The sequence below is a fragment of the Streptomyces pactum genome (assembly GCF_016031615.1).
GTDB classification, from domain to species: domain Bacteria; phylum Actinomycetota; class Actinomycetes; order Streptomycetales; family Streptomycetaceae; genus Streptomyces; species Streptomyces pactus.
Map to the genome: position 1 here is coordinate 990,749 of NZ_JACYXC010000001.1, position 17,722 is coordinate 1,008,470.

General features: G+C 75.1%; 13 protein-coding genes and 1 pseudogene. 6 read left to right on the top strand and 8 right to left on the bottom strand.

Going from position 1 to position 17,722, the window contains the following annotated elements; all coding sequences use genetic code 11:
* Positions 1 to 223 precede the first annotated feature (223 nt).
* Positions 224 to 1,132: a Gfo/Idh/MocA family protein gene (locus IHE55_RS03900; protein ID WP_197987735.1), complete on the bottom strand. Its 909-nt coding sequence runs from the start codon at positions 1,130 to 1,132 to the stop codon at positions 224 to 226.
* A 177-nt stretch (positions 1,133 to 1,309) separates the two neighbouring features.
* Between IHE55_RS03900 and IHE55_RS03905 the strand changes: the two genes are divergently transcribed.
* The 3 genes from IHE55_RS03905 (at position 1,310) to IHE55_RS03915 (ending at position 4,003) form a co-directional block, all read left to right on the top strand.
* Positions 1,310 to 2,167, top strand: coding sequence for an isocitrate lyase/PEP mutase family protein (locus IHE55_RS03905; protein WP_197987736.1), 858 nt, complete (start codon positions 1,310 to 1,312; stop codon positions 2,165 to 2,167).
* 257 nt (positions 2,168 to 2,424) lie between these two features.
* The gene (locus IHE55_RS03910; RefSeq protein WP_197987737.1) at positions 2,425 to 2,685 is read left to right on the top strand and encodes a GlsB/YeaQ/YmgE family stress response membrane protein; all 261 of its coding nucleotides are present in this window, start codon (positions 2,425 to 2,427) and stop codon (positions 2,683 to 2,685) included.
* Between the two features lie 223 nt (positions 2,686 to 2,908).
* A complete protein-coding gene (locus IHE55_RS03915) occupies positions 2,909 to 4,003 on the top strand; it encodes a calcium:cation antiporter (protein ID WP_197987738.1) in 1,095 nt (364 codons plus the stop codon).
* Positions 4,004 to 4,260: 257 nt separating this feature from the next.
* Here the strand turns inward: IHE55_RS03915 and IHE55_RS03920 are convergent, their stop codons facing one another.
* The gene (locus tag IHE55_RS03920; protein ID WP_197987739.1) at positions 4,261 to 4,833 is read right to left on the bottom strand and encodes a DUF4232 domain-containing protein; all 573 of its coding nucleotides are present in this window, start codon (positions 4,831 to 4,833) and stop codon (positions 4,261 to 4,263) included.
* 1,145 nt (positions 4,834 to 5,978) lie between these two features.
* Positions 5,979 to 6,752: a DUF4232 domain-containing protein gene (locus IHE55_RS03925; RefSeq protein ID WP_197987740.1), complete on the bottom strand. Its 774-nt coding sequence runs from the start codon at positions 6,750 to 6,752 to the stop codon at positions 5,979 to 5,981.
* A 339-nt stretch (positions 6,753 to 7,091) separates the two neighbouring features.
* Here IHE55_RS03925 and IHE55_RS03930 point away from each other — a divergent pair, with 339 nt between their 5' ends.
* Together IHE55_RS03930 and IHE55_RS03935 are read left to right on the top strand one after the other, a co-directional pair.
* Positions 7,092 to 7,778: an ArsR/SmtB family transcription factor gene (locus IHE55_RS03930; RefSeq protein ID WP_232265442.1), complete on the top strand. Its 687-nt coding sequence runs from the start codon at positions 7,092 to 7,094 to the stop codon at positions 7,776 to 7,778.
* Positions 7,779 to 8,105: 327 nt separating this feature from the next.
* Complete coding sequence (locus IHE55_RS03935) at positions 8,106 to 9,359, top strand: MFS transporter (protein WP_197987741.1); 1,254 nt, start codon at positions 8,106 to 8,108, stop codon at positions 9,357 to 9,359.
* A gap of 51 nt (positions 9,360 to 9,410) precedes the next feature.
* Here IHE55_RS03935 and IHE55_RS03940 read toward each other — a convergent pair whose 3' ends face one another.
* Positions 9,411 to 10,574 carry a Dyp-type peroxidase gene (locus tag IHE55_RS03940; protein ID WP_197987742.1) on the bottom strand — a complete coding sequence of 388 codons (1,164 nt, stop codon included), beginning with the start codon at positions 10,572 to 10,574 and terminating at the stop codon, positions 9,411 to 9,413.
* A gap of 112 nt (positions 10,575 to 10,686) precedes the next feature.
* On the opposite strand from IHE55_RS03940, the gene IHE55_RS03945 reads away from it, so the two are divergent.
* Positions 10,687 to 12,033: a right-handed parallel beta-helix repeat-containing protein gene (locus tag IHE55_RS03945; protein WP_197987743.1), complete on the top strand. Its 1,347-nt coding sequence runs from the start codon at positions 10,687 to 10,689 to the stop codon at positions 12,031 to 12,033.
* A 7-nt stretch (positions 12,034 to 12,040) separates the two neighbouring features.
* On the opposite strand, the gene IHE55_RS03950 is transcribed toward IHE55_RS03945, so the two are convergent.
* The 4 genes and pseudogenes from IHE55_RS03950 to IHE55_RS03965 form a co-directional block, all read right to left on the bottom strand.
* A complete protein-coding gene (locus IHE55_RS03950) occupies positions 12,041 to 12,739 on the bottom strand; it encodes a hypothetical protein (RefSeq protein WP_307826502.1) in 699 nt (232 codons plus the stop codon).
* Positions 12,740 to 13,050: 311 nt separating this feature from the next.
* Positions 13,051 to 15,494: pseudogene (locus tag IHE55_RS03955) on the bottom strand (SdrD B-like domain-containing protein).
* 758 nt (positions 15,495 to 16,252) lie between these two features.
* The gene (locus tag IHE55_RS03960; protein ID WP_197987744.1) at positions 16,253 to 16,690 is read right to left on the bottom strand and encodes a hypothetical protein; all 438 of its coding nucleotides are present in this window, start codon (positions 16,688 to 16,690) and stop codon (positions 16,253 to 16,255) included.
* Positions 16,691 to 16,973: 283 nt separating this feature from the next.
* Positions 16,974 to 17,675, bottom strand: a complete 702-nt coding sequence (locus IHE55_RS03965) for a hypothetical protein (RefSeq protein ID WP_197987745.1) — start codon at positions 17,673 to 17,675, stop codon at positions 16,974 to 16,976.
* Between the last annotated feature and the right edge of the window lie 47 nt (positions 17,676 to 17,722).

A 17,722-nucleotide genomic window follows, 5' to 3' on the forward strand; every position in this document is an offset into this window, starting at 1 on the left:
GGCGCCGGACCGGACACGGTGGCCGGGCGGGGACCGGCGGGGTACCGGGCCGGCCGGGAACCGGACCCGCCGGGCCGGCCGGCGGCGGGCCCGCGGCCGGCCGACCCCGACCGGTCGGCCGCGGGTGGAGGCCGCCCCGCGGAGCGGGCCGCGGGCGTCACCCGGTGAGGGCGACGGGCCGCGGGCGTCACCCGGGCGACGGACCGCGGGCCCGCGGCACCGTTCAGGCGCCGGTCTGCGCCAGGATCTCGGTGACGACCCGCTCGCACATCTCATGGGTGGCCAGCGCGTCCCGGGCGCTGAGCACGCGCCCCTCGCGGACGGCGTCGAGGAAGGCGAGGACCACCTGCTCGATGCCGCGCTGCCGGGCGACGGGCACCCAGTCGCCGCGCCGCTCCACGGTGGGGCGGCCCCGGTGGTCCACGACCTCGGCGAGGTTGACCACCTGCCGCTTGGTGTCCCCGCCGGAGACCTCCAGGATCTCCTCGGTGGAGCCGCTGGACCGGTTCATGATGCCCAGGGCGGTGAAGCCGTCCCCGGCGAGCTGGAGCACCACGTGGTGCAGCAGCCCGTCGCGCACCCGGGCCCGCACGTCCACCCGGTCGATCTCGCCGGGCACCAGGAAGCGGAGGGTGTCCACGACGTGCACGAAGTCGTCGAAGACGAACTCCCGCGGATCGGCGGGCAGTCCGACGCGGTTCTTCTGCAGGACGATCAGGTCGCGCGGCTGGTCCAGGCATCCCGCGTAACCGGGGGCGTGGCGCCGGTTGAAGCCGACCGCGAGGCTCACCCCGCGCTCCTCGGCGAGGGTGACCACCCGCCGGGCCTCGGCGGCGTCGTAGGCCAGCGGCTTGTCCACGTAGGTCGGGACGCCGGCCTCCAGCAGCCGGGTGGCGATCGGGGGGTGGACGGCGGTGGGCGCGTGCACGAACGCCGCGTCCAGGTCCTGGGCGAGGAGCGCGTCGAGGTCGGTGTGGCAGCGGTCGGCGGGCACGTGGTGCACGGCCGCCATCCGCTCCAGGGTGGCGGGGGTGCGGGTCTGCAGGTGCAACTCCACCCCGGGCAGGGTGCCGAGGACCGGCAGGTATGCCTTCCGGGCGATGTCCCCGAGCCCGATGCAGGCGACCTTCACGGTGTCTCCTTCGCCGTCGTGCGGTGCGTCTCCGTCGTTCGCCGCAGCATAGGACCCCGGCCGGCGGCGTCCCGAGGCGCCCCGGCGGGGCGGGGCGTGGTGGGATCGGGGGTGAACGGCTCACGCCGGCCCCGGCCGGGGCCGGGCCGGCACCCCGCGTACCGCACAGGAGTCCCGATGCGTCAGCCCACCGACGACCAGCGCCGCAAGGCCGCCGAGTTCCGCGCCCTGCACGCCGGGCCGCACCCGTTCGTGGTGCCCAACCCCTGGGACGCCGGATCGGCGCGCCTGCTGACCGGGATGGGGTTCGCCGCCCTCGCCACCACCGGCGCCGGCTGCGCCTACAGCCTCGGCCGTCCGGACGGCCGCAACCGCACCGGCCGCGAGGAGGTCCTGGAGAACGCGCGGGCCGTCGCCGCCGCCACCCACCTTCCGGTCACGGCCGACCTGGAGAGCGGTTTCGGCGACACCCCCGAGGAGGTCGCCGAAACCATCCGGCTCGCCGCCGCCACGGGACTGGTCGGCGGGTCGGTCGAGGACTCCACGGGCCGGCCGGAGGACCCGGTCAGGCCGCTGGAGGAGGCGGTGGAGCGGGTGGCGGCGGCGGTGGCCGCCGCGCGCGAGCTGGACCTGCCCTTCACCGTGACCGCCCGCGCCGAGAACTTCTTCCAGGGGCGGCCGGACCTGGACGACACCATCCGCCGGCTCCGGGCCTACGAGGAGGCCGGCGCCGATGTGCTGTACGCCCCGGCGCTCCCGGACGCCGAGGCCGTCCGTGCCGTGTGCTCCGCCGTGGAACGCCCGGTCAACGTGCTGATGGGCGGGGCGCTGCGGCTGTCCGTGGCGGACCTGGGCGCCCTGGGGGTGCGGCGGATCAGCGTCGGGTCGGCGATGTCCCGGGCGGCCTTCGGCGCGCTCCACCGGGCCGCCCGCGAGATCCTCGACCACGGCACCTTCACCTTCGGTGCCGACGCCATCCCGTACGCCGAACTCAACACGCTGCTCGACGGCGCGGACCCGGAACCAGCCCCCTGACCGGGCCCGCCCCCGGCCGGTGACCGCCGGCCGGGGAGGACACCCCCGTCCGGGCCGGCCCCGGTCGACCGCGACCACCACGGCCGACCGGACGGCGGCCACCGTGCCGGCGCCCCGCCGCGCCGGCCTGCAGCCCGCCGCAGACGCCTGCCCGGAACCGGGCCCGCAGAACCCTGGGCTCAACGAGGCTTGCGACGGCTTCGGGCGGGCACGCGCAGTGTTACCCGAAGGTCGGGACATGTACGGAAGGAGATGTCGTGTCGTTCCTGTGGGCCATCGTCGCGGGTCTCATCATCGGTCTGCTCGCCAAGCTCGTGCTCCCCGGGCGCCAGCCCATCCCGCTGTGGATGACGGTGCTGCTGGGTATCGTCGGTGGTGTCGCGGGCAACGCGCTCGCCAGCGCCTTCGGTGTCCGCGACACCAACGGCATCGACTGGATCCGCCACCTGCTTCAGGTCGCCACGGCGGCCCTGCTGATCACGGTGGTCACCCCCATGTGGGCCCGTCGGCACGCCTGACGTCCCGGCCCCGCGCCTGAGCGCCGTACCGGCGCCGGAGCGACGGGCGCCCGGCTGGCGGACGAACGGCCCGGCGAGACGGCACGGCTCCTCAGCCGCCGTCCCCGCCGGGCCGTCCGGCTGTCGGGACCCTTCCCCGCCGGGGCGGGAGCGGGGACGCCCGATGCCGCGGACCCCGTGTCGCTGGGCGCACCGCACCACACCCCTGAGAGACGATTCCCGCATGATCGTCCGAAAAGTGACGGACCGGTGGATGTGGGTCACCCCGCCTCTCGCCATCGTCCTCCTCGTCTTCACCCTCGGTCAGCATCCACCGGGGGCGGTCGTGGCGGTGGCGTCGGTCGTCCTGGGCGGGGCGGTGCTCGCCGCGGTGCACCACGCGGAGGTCGTCGCCCACCGGGTCGGTGAACCCTTCGGCTCCCTGGTGCTCGCCCTCGCCGTCACCGTCATCGAGGTGGCCCTCATCGTCACCCTGATGGCAGGCGGCGGCGAGAAGAGCGCCACGCTGGCCCGGGACACCGTGTTCGCCGCCGTCATGATCACCTGCAACGGCATCGTGGGACTGAGCATCCTGTTCGGCTCGCTCCGCCACGGCATCGCGGTCTTCCGGGCGGAGGGCACCGGCAGCGCCCTGAGCACCATCGCCACGCTCGCCACCCTCAGCCTGGTGCTCCCCAATTTCACCACTTCGGCGCCCGGACCGGAGTTCTCCACCCCCCAGCTGGTCTTCGCCGCCGTCGCCGCCCTCCTGCTGTACGGGCTGTTCGTGGCGACCCAGACGGTGCGCCACCGCGACTACTTCCTGCCGGTCACCAAACACGGCGTGGTGGTCCACACCGAGGAGCACGCGGAGGCCCCGTCCGGCCGCGCCACCCTCGCCAGCCTCGGGGTGCTGCTGCTCGCGCTGGTCGGGGTCGTCGGCCTCGCGAAGGTCATCTCCCCCACGATCGAGTCCGGTGTCGAGGCGGCGGGCATGCCGCACGCCGTGGTGGGCGTCGTCATCGCGCTGCTGGTCCTCCTCCCGGAGACGATCGCGGCGCTGCGCGCCGCCCGCCGCGACCGGTTGCAGACCAGCCTCAACCTCGCCTTCGGCTCGACCATGGCGAGCATCGGCCTGACCGTCCCCGCCGTCGCCATCGCCTCGTACTGGCTCTCCGGCCCCCTCGTCCTCGGGCTCGGCGCCTCCCACATGGTGCTGCTGGCGCTGACCCTCGTGGTCGCCACGCTCACCGTCATCCCCGGGCGCGCCACCCCGCTCCAGGGCGGCCTGCACCTGGCGGTCCTCGCCGCCTTCCTGGAACTGGCGGTGGTCCCGTGACCCCACCGCCGCGGGCGCCCGCGGCCTGCCGTTCCCCCGCCCGTCCTCCGGGCTGCGCACCCCGCTTCCCCGGCGGCCACTCCGGCCGCCACTCCCCATACGCTCCCCCCGTCCGGGTCGCCCGGCGCGCATTCCCCCGGTGGCCGGCGCCCGCTCTCCGGGGGCTCGCTCCCCCCGTGGCCGGGGCGGGCGCCCGCCGGGCCGGTCCCCCGGCCGGCGGACGCCCGCGGTCACCGGTGTCCGTCGCCCGGTGCAGGTCAGCCGTAGTTGACCGCGTCGTCCACGGTGGCCTGCCAGTACGTCACCCGCGGCTCGTTGACGTAGGTCTGACCGCCCGGCAGCGTCAGCACCACCGCGCGCCCCACGCTGCCGTTCCCCTGGGCGTTGGCGAAGAGCACCCCGAGCTTGGAGGTCCGGTAGCCCTCGGTGCCGTCGTCGATCGCGGACGAGGTCATGACGCTCGCGTACGCCGACTGCCCCGGCGCCAGCACCACCGGCTTCGCCGGCTTGGTGTTCGCCCACGGCGCGGCGGGCGACTGGGCCTCCCCGAACCGCAGGTACGGGTATCCGTGCGCGGTGCACGTCTTCTTCGAGGTGTTGCGCGCGGTGATCAACAGGTGGTTGACCGGCCGGTTCAGCTTCTGCACGGTGACGGCGGTCTCCGCCGTGGTGCAGGCGGCCGGCGCCGCGGCCCGGGCGGTGCCCTGGCCGAGGGCCGAGGCCGGGGCGGCGGCCAGCGCGGTGGCGGCCACCACGGTGGCGGCGGCGAGCGTGGCGCGCCGCCGGACGCGGCTGGTGCGGGTGCGGGTGCTGTCGTCGGTCTTCGACATGGTTCCTTCTCCCCCTGGTCGTGTATCGGTGGTCGGTCCGATCGGACCTCCGTCACTGTCGCCGACCGTGCTAACAGGCGGCTAACCGATCTCTGTCGCGGCCCGGGGCCCGCCCGCCGCACGGTCAGCAAGCGCGCGTTAGCGGGCTGTTGGCGCGGCGCGGAACAGCGCGGTGGCGGCGCGCGAGAGGTCCCGGCCACCGCCGGAACACGAGAGAGGCCCCCGCCACTGGGCGGGGGCCTCATCCGGAGCGCCGGCCACGAATCGCACGTGGTCCTACCCCCTGGAAGGGGGTTGTGCTGCTGTTACACCTCCGACGCATGTCCGCCGCCGTCGTTCCCTGCGGCCTGACGAAGATCAGATTACCCCATCCGAGCGGTGCCCGTACAACCGGCGGCTCCTGACGCCCCGTCGGCACCGACCGGACCGGCGGCCCACCGGACACACGGGCACGGACCCGGACCGCGGGCGGGGCCGGGGCCGGCCGCCGGTCACGGCCGACACCCGGCCGGCCGGGCACGCCCCCGGCTGCAACGCCTCGCCGAACGGTCCACCTCGCGGGGCGCACCGGCCCGGCCCCCCTCGGAAGCTGGCGCGCTCACGGGCGTTCGCGCGGTCACGCCGCCCAGCTGCCGTGCCGGACACGACGAGGCCCGCGGGACGATCCACCGGCTCGCGTCGAGCCGGTCCGGGGCCGGGGCGGCGCGTGCGGGCGACCGGAGCGCCCCGGGTGCGCGGGACCCCGCCCGGAAGGCCCCTCGGCGCACCGGCACCCCGGCGTACGTGCCGTGGGTGACGGGCCGCTCCCGTGGCTGCCACGGGCCCCGGAAAAGGGCGAGGCCCCCGCCACTGGGCGGGGGCCTCATCCGGAGCGCCGGCCACGAATCGCACGTGGTCCTACCCCCTGGAAGGGGGTTGTGCTGCTGTTACACCTCCGACGCATGTCCGCCGCCGTCGTTCCCTGCGGCCTGACAATCTGATGGTAGCTCATTTCCGCGCACCGGCGCACATCGTGGGTTTCCGCCGCGGGGGCCGGCCGCACACTCCGGCGCCGACCCGTCATCCCGGCACACCCGGGGGCCGGCCCGGCATCCGCCGCGGGCGGCCGGCCGGGCGGGAGGCGGCGTCCCGCCCGGCCGGGGAGGTCACCGCGACATGATGAAGTCCAGCGCGAGACCGGAGGCGGTCGTCCAGTGGGTGACCAGCTGCCCGTCGTCCGCGTACAGCGTCTGGACCGGCATGGGGACGTCGATCGGCCCGCCCGCGCCGCTGCCGGGCTCGGGCCCCTGGAGGCTCAGCGTGAGGGAGGTCGCCTCGTACTCGTCGCGGGCACCGCCGCTGACGAGCAGGGCGGCGTAGGCCTCCTCCCCCGGCGCGATGGTGACGGGCACGCCCGGGTCGGGGTCGCTGTCCGGGATCACGGGGACGGTGGTCCGGGCGTCGGCGCCGAGCCGCACCCGGGGGTAGTGGTAGAGCTCGCACGCCGTGTCGCCGGCATTCTGGACGGTCAGCAGGAGGTGCCGGGCCTCCTTGCTGTCCGCGGGCTCCTTGGTGGCGGAGACCGCCAGGGCGTCCGGGGCGCACGCCTTCGCGGCGGCCGTACCGCCACGGTCCCCGCCGGTCCGGGTGGCGCCTGAGGAGCCGCCGGGTTCGGTGGAACCGGTCCCGCGGGACGTGGCCGGGCCGGGCCCGCCGGTCGCCGCCGGGGTCTTCGCGTCCGGCTCGGCCGAGCTCGACGCGCCCGGCTCGGCCGGAGTCGACGCACTCGGCCGGTCCGTGGTCGCGGAGCCGTTCGCGCCGTCGTCCCCGTCCGACTCACACGCCGTGGCCCCCAGCAGCGCGGCGATCAGCGCCGCCCCCGCGACGCAGGTCCGACGGTGCCCGCGACCGCGGTGCGGTGGGCGTGCGGAAGTCTTCATGGTGTTCCCCCGTGGTCGGTCTGTCGCGGCCGGCCGGTCCCGGCCCGATGACAGCCGATTCTGCGCTCCGGCCCGCCCACGGCCGCACACCGTCCGCGTGTCGCCCGGACCTGTGACCGGCCGGTGACAGGGACGCGACGGTTCCGTCCCCGGGGGGCGCGCCCCTCGGGCGCGGCGCGGGGTGCACCGGTGGCGGCGGACCTGCGCCCAGGACGGTCGGACCGGCGCCGGACCCGGCGCGGGCGCGCGGCGGGCGGGACCGCCGACGGCGCCGGCGTCCACAGGAGCAGGGAACCGCGGTCCGCTCCTCCGGACCTCTGTACGATATTCCATGGATCATTGGAGGATGCGGTGCCGGAGAGCGCGGAGAGCGTGACGAAGACGCGGTTGTACGACGCGATCGCGGCCAGCGGCAAGGCGCTGGCCAGCGGAAAGCGCCTTGAGCTGCTGGATCTGCTGGCCCAGGGCGAGCGCACCGTCGATGCGCTGGCGAAGGCGGCCGGGCTGAACCTGACCACCGCGTCGGCGCACCTGCAGACCCTCAAGCAGGCCGGTTTCGTCGCCACCCGCCGCGAGGGCGTACGCATCCACTACCGGCTCGCCGGTGACGACGTCGCCCAGCTGTTCGCGCTGCTGCGCAAGGTCGCCGACCGCCACCGGGCCGCCGTGTCCGCGGCCCGGGACGCCCACCTGGGCGGGCCCGGCGGGGTGGCGCTGTCCGGTGCGGAACTGCGGGCCCGGGCCGAAGCGGGGGACGTCGTGGTGCTCGACGTGCGGCCGGTGGAGGAGTACCGGGCCGGGCACATCCCCGGCGCGCTCTCCCTCCCGGTCGACGAACTGGCCGACCGGATCGGCGAACTGCCGGAGACCGCCGAGATCGTGGTGTACTGCCGCGGCGAGTACTGCGCCCTGGCCTCCGACGCGGTGCGGCTGCTGACCGACCTCGGGCGCCGGGCGATCCGTCTCAGCGACGGCATGCTGGAGTGGCGTCTGTCCGAGCTGCCCGTCGCCACGGAACCGGCGTGACCCGGCCGGGCGGACCCCGGCACCGGCGGGGCGCCCGGCGGCGGCCTTCCCCCGGCCGGCACCGCCACCCGCCGCCCGGGCCACGGACCCGGTCCACGCCCCGGACACCCCGGCCACGGATCACGCCCCCGACCCGGACGGCTGTGCCGAGCCCCGCACCGCTGACCGCGTGACGCCCCGGCCCCGGAGCCGCCGGCGGCCGCACCGCCGGCCCGGTCCGGGCCCGGCACCGGCCGGCCCCCCACCCCCCGCGCACACCGCCCCCGGCTCTCGAGCCGGCCGGGCCGGTGCGCCGCCACGCCCGCACCCTGCGTCCCGGAAGAGAAGATGACCAGCACCGCACCCGCCGGCACGACGGCCCGCCCCTTCGACCGTGACCAGGCCCAGCGCCGCGTCCTGCGCGTCCTGGTCGCCTCCCAGGTCCTCAGCGGTGCCGGGCTCGCCGCGGGCGTCACCGTCGGCGCCCTCCTCGCCCAGGACATGCTCGGCTCCACCGGCCTCGCCGGGCTGCCCAGCGCCCTGTTCACCGCCGGGTCGGCCCTCGCGGCCGTCGTCGTCGGCCGCGTCTCCCAGGCCCGTGGCCGCCGCCCGGGTCTCTCGGCCGGGTACCTCGCCGGCGCCGTCGGTTCGGCGGGCGTCATCGTCGCCGCGGTCCTGGACAACCCGGTCCTGCTGTTCGTCGCCCTGTTCGTCTACGGCGCGGGCACCGCCACCAACCTCCAGGCCCGCTACGCCGGAGCCGACCTCGCCGCCCCCGGGCACCGGGCCCGCGCGGTCTCCACGGTCCTGGTCGCCACCACCCTCGGCGGCGTCGCCGGCCCCAACCTCGCGGCCCCCACCGGCACCTTCGCCGAAGCCCTCGGCATCCCCCACCTGGCCGGGCCCTTCATCCTCTCCGGCGCCGCGTACGCGCTGGCCGCGCTCGTGCTCGCCCTCCGGCTCCGGCCCGACCCGCTGCTGCTGGCCCGCTCCCTCGCCGAGGCCGAGGAGGCGGACCCCGCGACCGTCCCGGCCGCCGCCCCGGCGGGCGGCCGGGGAAGCGTCGTCCTGGGCGCGCTGGTCATGGTGCTCACCCAGCTCGTCATGGTGGCGATCATGACGATGACGCCGGTCCACATGCACGACCACGGCCACGGCACCGCCGCCTCCGGTCTCGTCATCGCCCTCCACATCGGTGCCATGTACCTGCCCTCCCCGCTCACCGGCTGGCTCGTGGACCACTACGGCCACCGGAAGGTCGCCATCGCCTCCGGCGTCACCCTGCTGGCCGCCGGGGTCCTCGCCGCCGTGGCGCCCGGCGGCTCCGTCGCCCTCCTCGCGCTCGCCCTGGTCCTGCTGGGCCTCGGCTGGAACCTGGGGCTGGTCTCGGGCACCGCGATCATCACCGACACCGTCCCGCTCGCCACCCGCGCCCGGACCCAGGGGCTGGTCGATGTCTCCATCGCCATCGCCGGCGCCACCGGTGGCATGGCCTCGGGCCTGATGGTCGCCGCCACCAGCTACCCCGCCCTGGCCCTCACCGGCGGCGCGCTCTCCCTGGCGCTGCTGCCCGCCGTCGCCGCCACCGCCCACCGCCGGTGACCACCGCCGCCGGGACGCCCCGGCGCCGCCGCGGCCCCGTCGTCGCGCCGGTCAGGACCGGCCGAACAGCGTGGCGCCCAGCGGGCGTCGCCGGTCGAAGCCGGGCAGGATCAGGAAGGTGGCGCCGGCGGTCGTGGTGGTGAAGGACAGCAGCGCGTCGGAGGTTTCCATGTGGGCGAGGGTGGCGGTGAAGGTCCGCAGGTCGTTTTGGAAGCTGATGAAGAGCAGGCCGAGGGCGGGCTCGTCGGTGCTGTAGGAGCGGCGGAGCATGAGCCCGACCCCGACCAGGGTGGCGTGCGCCCGGCGCGCGTGGGCGTCCGCGGGGACCAGGTAGCGGCCGTCCGGCGTCTTGGCGCCGAGCTCCGGTCCCGAGGCGGCGGAGCCGCCGGAGAGCGGGACACCACTGGCCCGGCGCCGCCCGATGACCGCTTCCTGTTCGGCCACCGAGAGGGCGGCGAACCGCGGCAGGTCGAGTTCCATGCGCCGCAGCACGGCGATGGTGCCGCCGGCGACCGCGGGCGGACCGGACAGCCACAGGTCGCGCCGCTGTTCGGCCGCCGTGTGCGGGCCCACGATGCCGTCGATGAACCCGAGCGGGTTCCGCGGCGCGGTCAGGCCCTCGCCGACGGCCACGTTCGCGCCGCGGCGCGCGGACTGGCGCCAGCGCTCGCGGACGCGGTCGCCGGCCTGGTCCAGGAGCGCGGCGGCGACGACCGGCAGCAGCAGGGCGTCGCCGGCGCAGATCTGTATCAGCAGGTCTCCGCCGCGGGCCCGGGGGGCGATCCGCTCGCGGGAGAAGCGCGGGAGGTCCGCCGCGCCGGGCAGCGAGGCACCGGCCTCGCGCACCAGCCGGGGGCCCACGCCGACGGTCACGGTGAGGTCGCCCGGCGGCAGGCCCAGCAGCCGCGGGTCGGTCCCCGCGGTGAGGGTCTCGACGGCCCGGCCGAGGTCGGCCAGCAGCGGGCCGGGGGCCGCGGCGTCGTCGAGATCGGCCACCACGGCGAGCAGGTTGGGCTGGGCCGGCTGCGGGAGCGTGATGCCCGCCTGGTGACGGCCGGTCGCCGGGACCGTCGCCGGTGTGGCCTCCGGGGCGGGGGCGGGCCGGTCCGGCCGGGCGTCGTCCGCCGTGCACCCGGCGGTCAGACCGGCGGCCATCATCGCGCCGGTGACATCGAGGAACCTGCGGCGTGACGGGGGGTGATCGGCTCGGCGCATGGGGTGCAGAGTGCCACACCGCCGGCCGTGTGTGCCGGACAACCCCGCTATTCCGGCGGGGAATCGGGCACCGTGCCGGACGGGGCATCAGGCACCGTGACAGACTGGGATCATGCCTCGATTAACCCTTCGCGTGGTGGCCGCGGTAGTGGGCGCGCTGACCCTGGTGGCAGGCTGCGGTGGTGGCGACGACGACGGCGGATCGGGGAAGGGCCGGCGGCCGGCCGGTGAGCGGGTGACGATCCGGGTGCCCGCCGACGCCCCGACGATCTCGGCCGCGGTGTCCCTGGCCCGTCCCGGTGACCTGGTCCTGGTCGCGCCGGGGGTGTACCGGGAGTCGGTGCGGATCGGCACGGCGCGCATCACCCTGCGCGGACTGTCCCGGGACAAGGTCGTCATCGACGGGCGGTTCAGCCGGGCGAACGGCATCGTCGTCTCGGCGCCCGGGGTGGCCGTGGAGAACCTGACCGTGCGGAACCACACGCAGAACGGGCTGCTGATCACCGGCTCGGCGAAGGCGGCCGCCGGCCTGCCGGGAGCGAGCGGCGGCTACGACACCGGCGACGAGCCCGTCACCCTCCTCAGGTCGTTCCTGGTCTCCCATGTGACCGCGACCCGCAACGGCCTGTACGGCATCTACGCGTTCTCCGCCCGGAACGGTGTCATCGAGCACAGCTACGCGTCGGGCGGCGCCGACTCGGGGATCTACGTCGGCCAGTGCAAGCCCTGCAACATCGTGGTGCGCGACAACGTCGCCGAACTCAACGCGGTCGGTTACGAGGGCACCAACGCCAGCGAGAACATGTACGTGGTCGGCAACCGCCTGGTCGGCAACCGGGTCGGGCTCACCAGCAACTCCAGCCACCAGGAGAAGCTGCTCCCGCAGAAGGGCACCGTCATCGCGGGCAACCTGATCGCCGCCAACCAGCAGGCGGCCACCCCGGAGCAGGCCGACGGCGGATGGGGCATCGGCGCCGGCGTCGACGGCGGCAGCGACAACCGGTTCGTGCGCAACCGCATCACCGGCAACCGCAACGCCGGGCTGGTGATCACCGCGACCGCCGACATCCCCCCGGTCGGCAACCAGGTCGTGGACAACACGTTCACCGGCAACGGGGTGGACGTCGGCTGGACGTTCCCCACCGCCGCCCGGGGACGGGGCAACTGCCTGCGCGGCAACGACCTGCGCAGCACCGTGCCCGACCGGCTGGCGGCGACCGCGGCCTGCCCGCTCCCGGCGGGAGCCACCTCGCCGGGCGGCACCTGGACGGCCCCGGCGGCGCCCGGCGGCATCCCGTTCACCGAGGTCGCGGCGCCCGCTGCGCAGCCGCAGCTGCCCGGCGCCGCCACCAAGGGCCCCACCACCGTCCCGCCCGTCCCGGACCTGCCGAGGACGGAGGACATCCGGCTGCCGCCGATGTCCCTGCTCGCCGCGAACGCGCGGGTGCGGACGTCCTGAACGGCGGCTACCGGCCGCCGGTGGCCGTGGGCAGCGGCTTGACGGGGACGTAGGGGTGGGTGCCGAAATCGATGACGACCGGCTCCGGCTGCGATTCCACGCTCACGCGGACCCGGTACATGGTGCCCTGGGAGTCGATCCAGTAGCGCACGTTGCCCGCCGTGCCGGAACGGTCGGGTGAGGACGGCCCGGCCATGATGTCCAGCCGGCGCCCGTCCACCCGCTCCCGCCCCCACCAGGCGGCGCCGTTCTGCGCCAGCAGTTCGGCGTTGTCGGGCCGGTCGCCGCCCAGCCCGAGCGCGATGGACAAGGAGGTGTCCAGCGCGCTGCCGGACGACAGCAGCGGACGCTCGTGCCAGCCCGGTCCGGGCGGCGACGCGGGGGCGTGCGCCGGGGCGTCGGCCATCGGCCGGACCCGCACCGAGGTGGGGGTCCACCGGATCAGCCCGTCGCTGGACCTGGCGCGCCCGGTGCCGTGCACCACGCCGTAACCGACCTTGCGCCGGTAGTCGACGGACGCGGTGACGGTCAGCTCGCCCGCGGTGCCCGGCACGGTGATCGTCACCGCCCGGCCCTGTGCCTGGTAGTTGCGGAACCGGGTCATCGCCAGCCGGCTCGCCTCGTCCGCCGTCAGCGGCCGCGGACCGTCGGAGCCGGACCCGTCGTCGCCGATCAGGAACGCGGCCGCCACGGTCACCGCGGCCACCGCGACGGCCGTGATGCCGATGGCGGCCGCGAGCCGGCGCGACCGCGGCCACCGGCGCCGGCCGGACGGACGGCCCGGTGCGGCCTGCCGGGTCCTCGCGCCGCGCACGCGGTCCGGCGCCGGCGTTCTCCCCTTCATCCTCATCCCTCACCCCGCTCGATGCCCGCCGTCCGGTCGCCGCGGGCTCGCGGCGGCCGCACGGCGGGCCGGTGGCCGACACGCCACGGCCGGCCCTCGCGGACCGGCCGGGACGTGATCCGGGTCCGCGCCGTCCGGGTCACGGACGGGCGGATCACCGTGGTGCGTTTCGTTCAGTGCTGCCGGACGCGACGGTTGCGGGCCACGGACGCGATGGCCAGGCCGGCGCCCACCAGCAGACCGACGATGCCGATCAGCTCCACCACCCCGGGCAGACCGGTGTTCGCCAGCGAACCGTCGTCCCCGCCGGCCGGGGCCGGGTTGTTGCCCGGCGGCGCGGGCTTCGGCGGCGTGTCGCCTCCGGGCGGCGCCGGGGTCGGGTCCGGGCTCGGGGTCGGGTCCGGACCGGGGGTGGGGTGTCGGGGTCGGGAGTGGGTGTCGGGGTCGGCTTCTCCTTCGGGATGTAGACCCCGGCGTCGATCGTGTGGTCGACGCCGCCCGGCTTGTCCGGAGCCGTGACCGGCGCGGAGCCGTTGCACAGCCGCCCGGTGGTCGGCGGGGTCACGTTGGAGTCGTGCGCACGGTCGGCACCGGCCCGCGGGAGCGTGAACCTCAGCTCGCTCGCCTCGGGCTGCTCGGGCACCTGGCCGGTGTCCGCGGTGCACACGTCGAACTGCACCGTGTACTTCGCGCCGGGCGTGAGTTCGTACTCGGCGCCGACACCGCCGAAGTAGTACTCGCCGGCGGCATTGGTCTTGGTCGTGGCGACCTGTTTGCCGTCCTTGTCCAGCAGGTTGATCGTGGCCCCGGGCAGCAGCACGTGCCCGGCGTCCTGGATCCCGTTGTGGTCGCCGTCGAACCACACGACGTTGCCGATCTGGATCGGCGCGTTCGCCGCCGCGTAGGCGATGTCGCCGAGTCCGCCGGCCTTGCCGAACCCTCCCTGTTCCCGGCTGACGAACTGGAATCCGTTGGCGGTCGGCTTGTTGCCCGGACCCTCGCCGGTCTCGATGTGGTGGTAGCCGGTCCCGGAGGTCGCGACGTCCACGACCGGGTCGAACTCGGTGCTGACGACCCACTGCTGCTGCGGGATGTAGGCCACCGAGCCCAGCGCGGTCTCCTGGTGCGCGTTGGCGTAGAAGTCGCCCGGGAAGTACTCGGTCACATCGGCGGGCTGGCCGCCGTTGTTGGCGGGCGTGGCGTGGTTCGGGCAGCTCCCGGTGCCTTCCCACTCGTACTCTCCGGTGGGCGTGGCGCAGACCATGGTGATGTCACCACCGGCCATGCCGCTCTCCGGGGTGTCGTTGCCCGGGCGGGGATCCAGCCCGCCCCAGCCGAGCACGTCCATGAACCGGTCGCGGAAGCCCAGGATCATCGAGCCGTCGCGGGCGAAGGCGAGGGACGCCAGCTCCGGCTGCGGATCGATGAAGACGTTGCCCGACTTCCGGTCGTCCCAGGTGTCGAGGCTGGTGTTCCACGGGTTCCAGTGGGTGGCCCGGTCGCCGGAGCCGAAGACGCTGCCGCGTGCGGCGGTCAGCGGGTGGCTCAGCACCGTGGTGAACCGCTTGCCGTCGTAGGTGGCGACGAAGGCCTTCAGGTCCGCGCGCCGCTGGGTGCTCTCGGCGCTGCACACGCCGCCGACGTACAGCGTGTTGTCGTGCGCCTGGAGCCCGAACGGCCGCCAGTCCTCACGGCTCGCGCACCCCGGGTCCGGGATCGGCACCGTCGCCTTGGGCGCCGCGGCGGTGGTCCCCGTGGCGTCGAAGCTCACCAGGCTGCGGGTCCGCAGGTTCACCGCGTACAGCGTGGAGCCGTCCTCCGACAGGGCCAGGCCGCCGATGCTCTCCTTGCCCGGCGCGTCGGTGAACCCGCCGTCCTTGATCATGTTGCCGGTGTCGTGCCGGGTCACCGCGGCATCCGGCACCCGCGCGAACAGTTTCGGCTCGCCCGAGCCGTTGACCGGCACCGTGTAGATCGCGCCGCCGCCCTCCGGCCCGTACGCGGCGTACCGGCGGGCGAACGCGCTCTGGAACAGCCGGGTGCGGTACTTGTCATACGCCAGCCCGAACGTCGTGCCCACCTGGTCCTGGGTGGCCAGCGTGGTCGGGCAGGCCACATTGGTGGGACAGGTGCCCCGGGCGTCGGTCCCGAACGCCACCAGCGCCCGCTGGTCGTTGCCGCCCGCGCCGTTGTGGACCGGCACGAAGTACCGTGAGTCCGGCAGCGCGTAGTCGGCCGGGTTCCACACCCCGGTCACCACCGAGGCGTCCTTGCCGTCCGACACGTCCACGAACGACGTGAAGCTGTCGAAGTGGTTCTCCGCCGTGGACGCGGGCGCGGCCCGCAGGTGGCCGTTGTACGGCGCCGGCACGCTGACATCGACGCGGTACCGGCCGCCGCTCAGCTCGGTCGAAGGCTCGACCACGACCTTTCCGGTGGCATCCGTGACCCCGGTGACCGTGTGCCCGGCGGGGTCGGAGACCTTCACCTTCATGCCCCGCTGGGGCACGTCCATCGTCGCGTTGATCACACCGGTGCCGAAGAAGTCGCGCAGCACCTGGACGGTCAGCGTGCCGTCGTCGTCCGAGGCGGCGGCCGGTGCGGCCGCCGCTCCCACTGCGCCGCCCGCCAGCAGCAGAACGGCTAACGCGATACGGGCCGGCGGCTCCACCCGCCGTAACCGGCGGGCGTCCTGGCCGATTCGGTTCATGGCATCACACTCCACACTTGTCCTGTCGTGGGAACGAACACCCGCGTCCCGCCGCGCGTCCACGTCGTACGTCCATTTCGTGCCCCGAACAGGGACCGCCGGTCGCGAACGTCACGGAAGAAAAAAGGGTCCACCGCTGATACGTGGACCGCTTTGTGGTGACTCCATGAGGATATTCCGGTTGGGCCGGGAGCGCTGCCGAACAGGAAAAACACCAGCGCCTTCACGACCTCGGACGGGACCGCCCCGGGGGGCGTGTTTCCGCAGCTCCGTCACGGCCTTCGCCCCCCACCCCCGACCCCACGCCGACCGCCACCGCGGGCAGCGCGCGACAGCCTATCCCCTGGGGCCTGCCGCCACCAGCAGAACCGGTCGCATCCTCCGGTTCCGGGCCCGGTTCCCGTCCGGCCGGGGAATGGCGTCCGGAAAAACGTACGAGAGCCGAAGTGGTGGCCGAATCCGCTGCTACCGGATTCCGCACCGCCCGGCTCCGCCCGGACCCCGGCGGATGACGTGACCCGGGCGTGCCCGCCGCCCCCGAAGACCGTCTCTCGTCGCAGGCCCGCTCCACCGGGCGCCCACGGGGAGTGTCCCGGCCGGCGGTGCGGCGGGCGGTGGCCCGGTCCTCGGCGCAGGGCCCCAGCCTCCGTCCGCTCGCCCGGGGTTCAGCTCCCCGCGGCGGGAAGGAGACGGATCTCCCAGGCGGCCGCCCGCTCCTCCACGAACGCCTCGCTCCAGGCTTCGTGGACGGTGGTACCACCCACCGCCTTCAGGACGTGGCGATCGCCCCGGAGAAATCCGCGCTCGGGCCTGATCACCGCGTCACCCGACAGGATGTTGACGAGGAGCTGCCGCAGACCCGACGCGTCCACGTGCTCGAACTGCCACCCGTCCAGGAACAGGCGGACCGCCGTGTCCCTGCGTTCGTGGTGCATGACGTCGCACTCCACCTCTTCGCCGCCGAGCCGTATGACGCATCCGGTCATCCAGCCGCCGCCGTCGAGTTCCCGTTCCCGGATGTCCGCATCCGGGACGCCGAGAGCGCGCACGGCCTCCGCCATCTCGGCCACGATGCACAGCCTCGCCGGTTCCACCCGTCCCATCTCGCCATCACCTCCGCGGGGGCACGGTGGATCTTACGGCTGCCGGGCCGCGGCTCCACGACGCAGCCGGACCACCCGTTGGCCGGCCGGGCGAGGTGAACTCATGGGCCGATGACGCGCATCGCGGCGGCCGAGCGGGAGATGATCGCCGCGCCCACTCGTCCCCGGCGCCCGTACCGTGTGCCCCTCACGGCGGCCGGAGCCGGCCGGACATCCGCACACACCCTCACGACGGAGAGCGGCGACATGACGCTACGCCTGGCGAGCCTCAACGCCTCCAAGCTCACGCCCGCCCCCCGCGGCACCGGCTCCTGGAACGCCCGGGGCCGACGCCATCCGGGAGATCGCGCCGGACATCATCGCCCTCCAGGAGGTCGTCGTCGACGAGCGCACCACCGGTCGTGACTCCTGGGACGGCGAAGCCGCCGCGCTCGTCCGGGACCTGGCCGAGCAGTGCGGTCCAACCGCCGCCGTCGAGGTGAGCGACGGCTACCCGCACGGCACCGCCATGGCGGCGAACCGGCACCGGCCGTGGTGGACGGCGCTGATGTGGAACCCGGGCACCGTACGGCTGGTCGAGGGCTCCTACCGCCCGGTGGGCGCGCCGGACTTCTGGCACGGCTGCACCACGGCCCGCTTCGACGCCGGCGCCCGGGAGCCGATCCTGGTCGCCGGCTACCACGGCGACCCCTTCCGCCCGGACTTCCGTCACGACGAGGTCCTCCGGCTGAAGGGCGCCTTCCGTAGGACCGGCGGTGTGCAGCCCGGTTTCTGCGTCGGGGACTTCAACGCGATCTCGGCCGCCGAGGTGGACGACGGCCGGGGCGGCCGCCGGTTCTACGACGCCGAGCCCTACACCGACATGTGCCACGACGACCCGGAGTTCCAGGTCCGGGCCGGCACGATCGGCACGACGCGGCCGGCGGACCGGCGGCAGACCGAGACGCTGCTGCGCCGGGGCTTCATGGTCGATGCCGCCGCTCATCTGGGGGCCCGGTGGCGGTCGGGCGCCGGGAGGACGGTCGTGGTGAC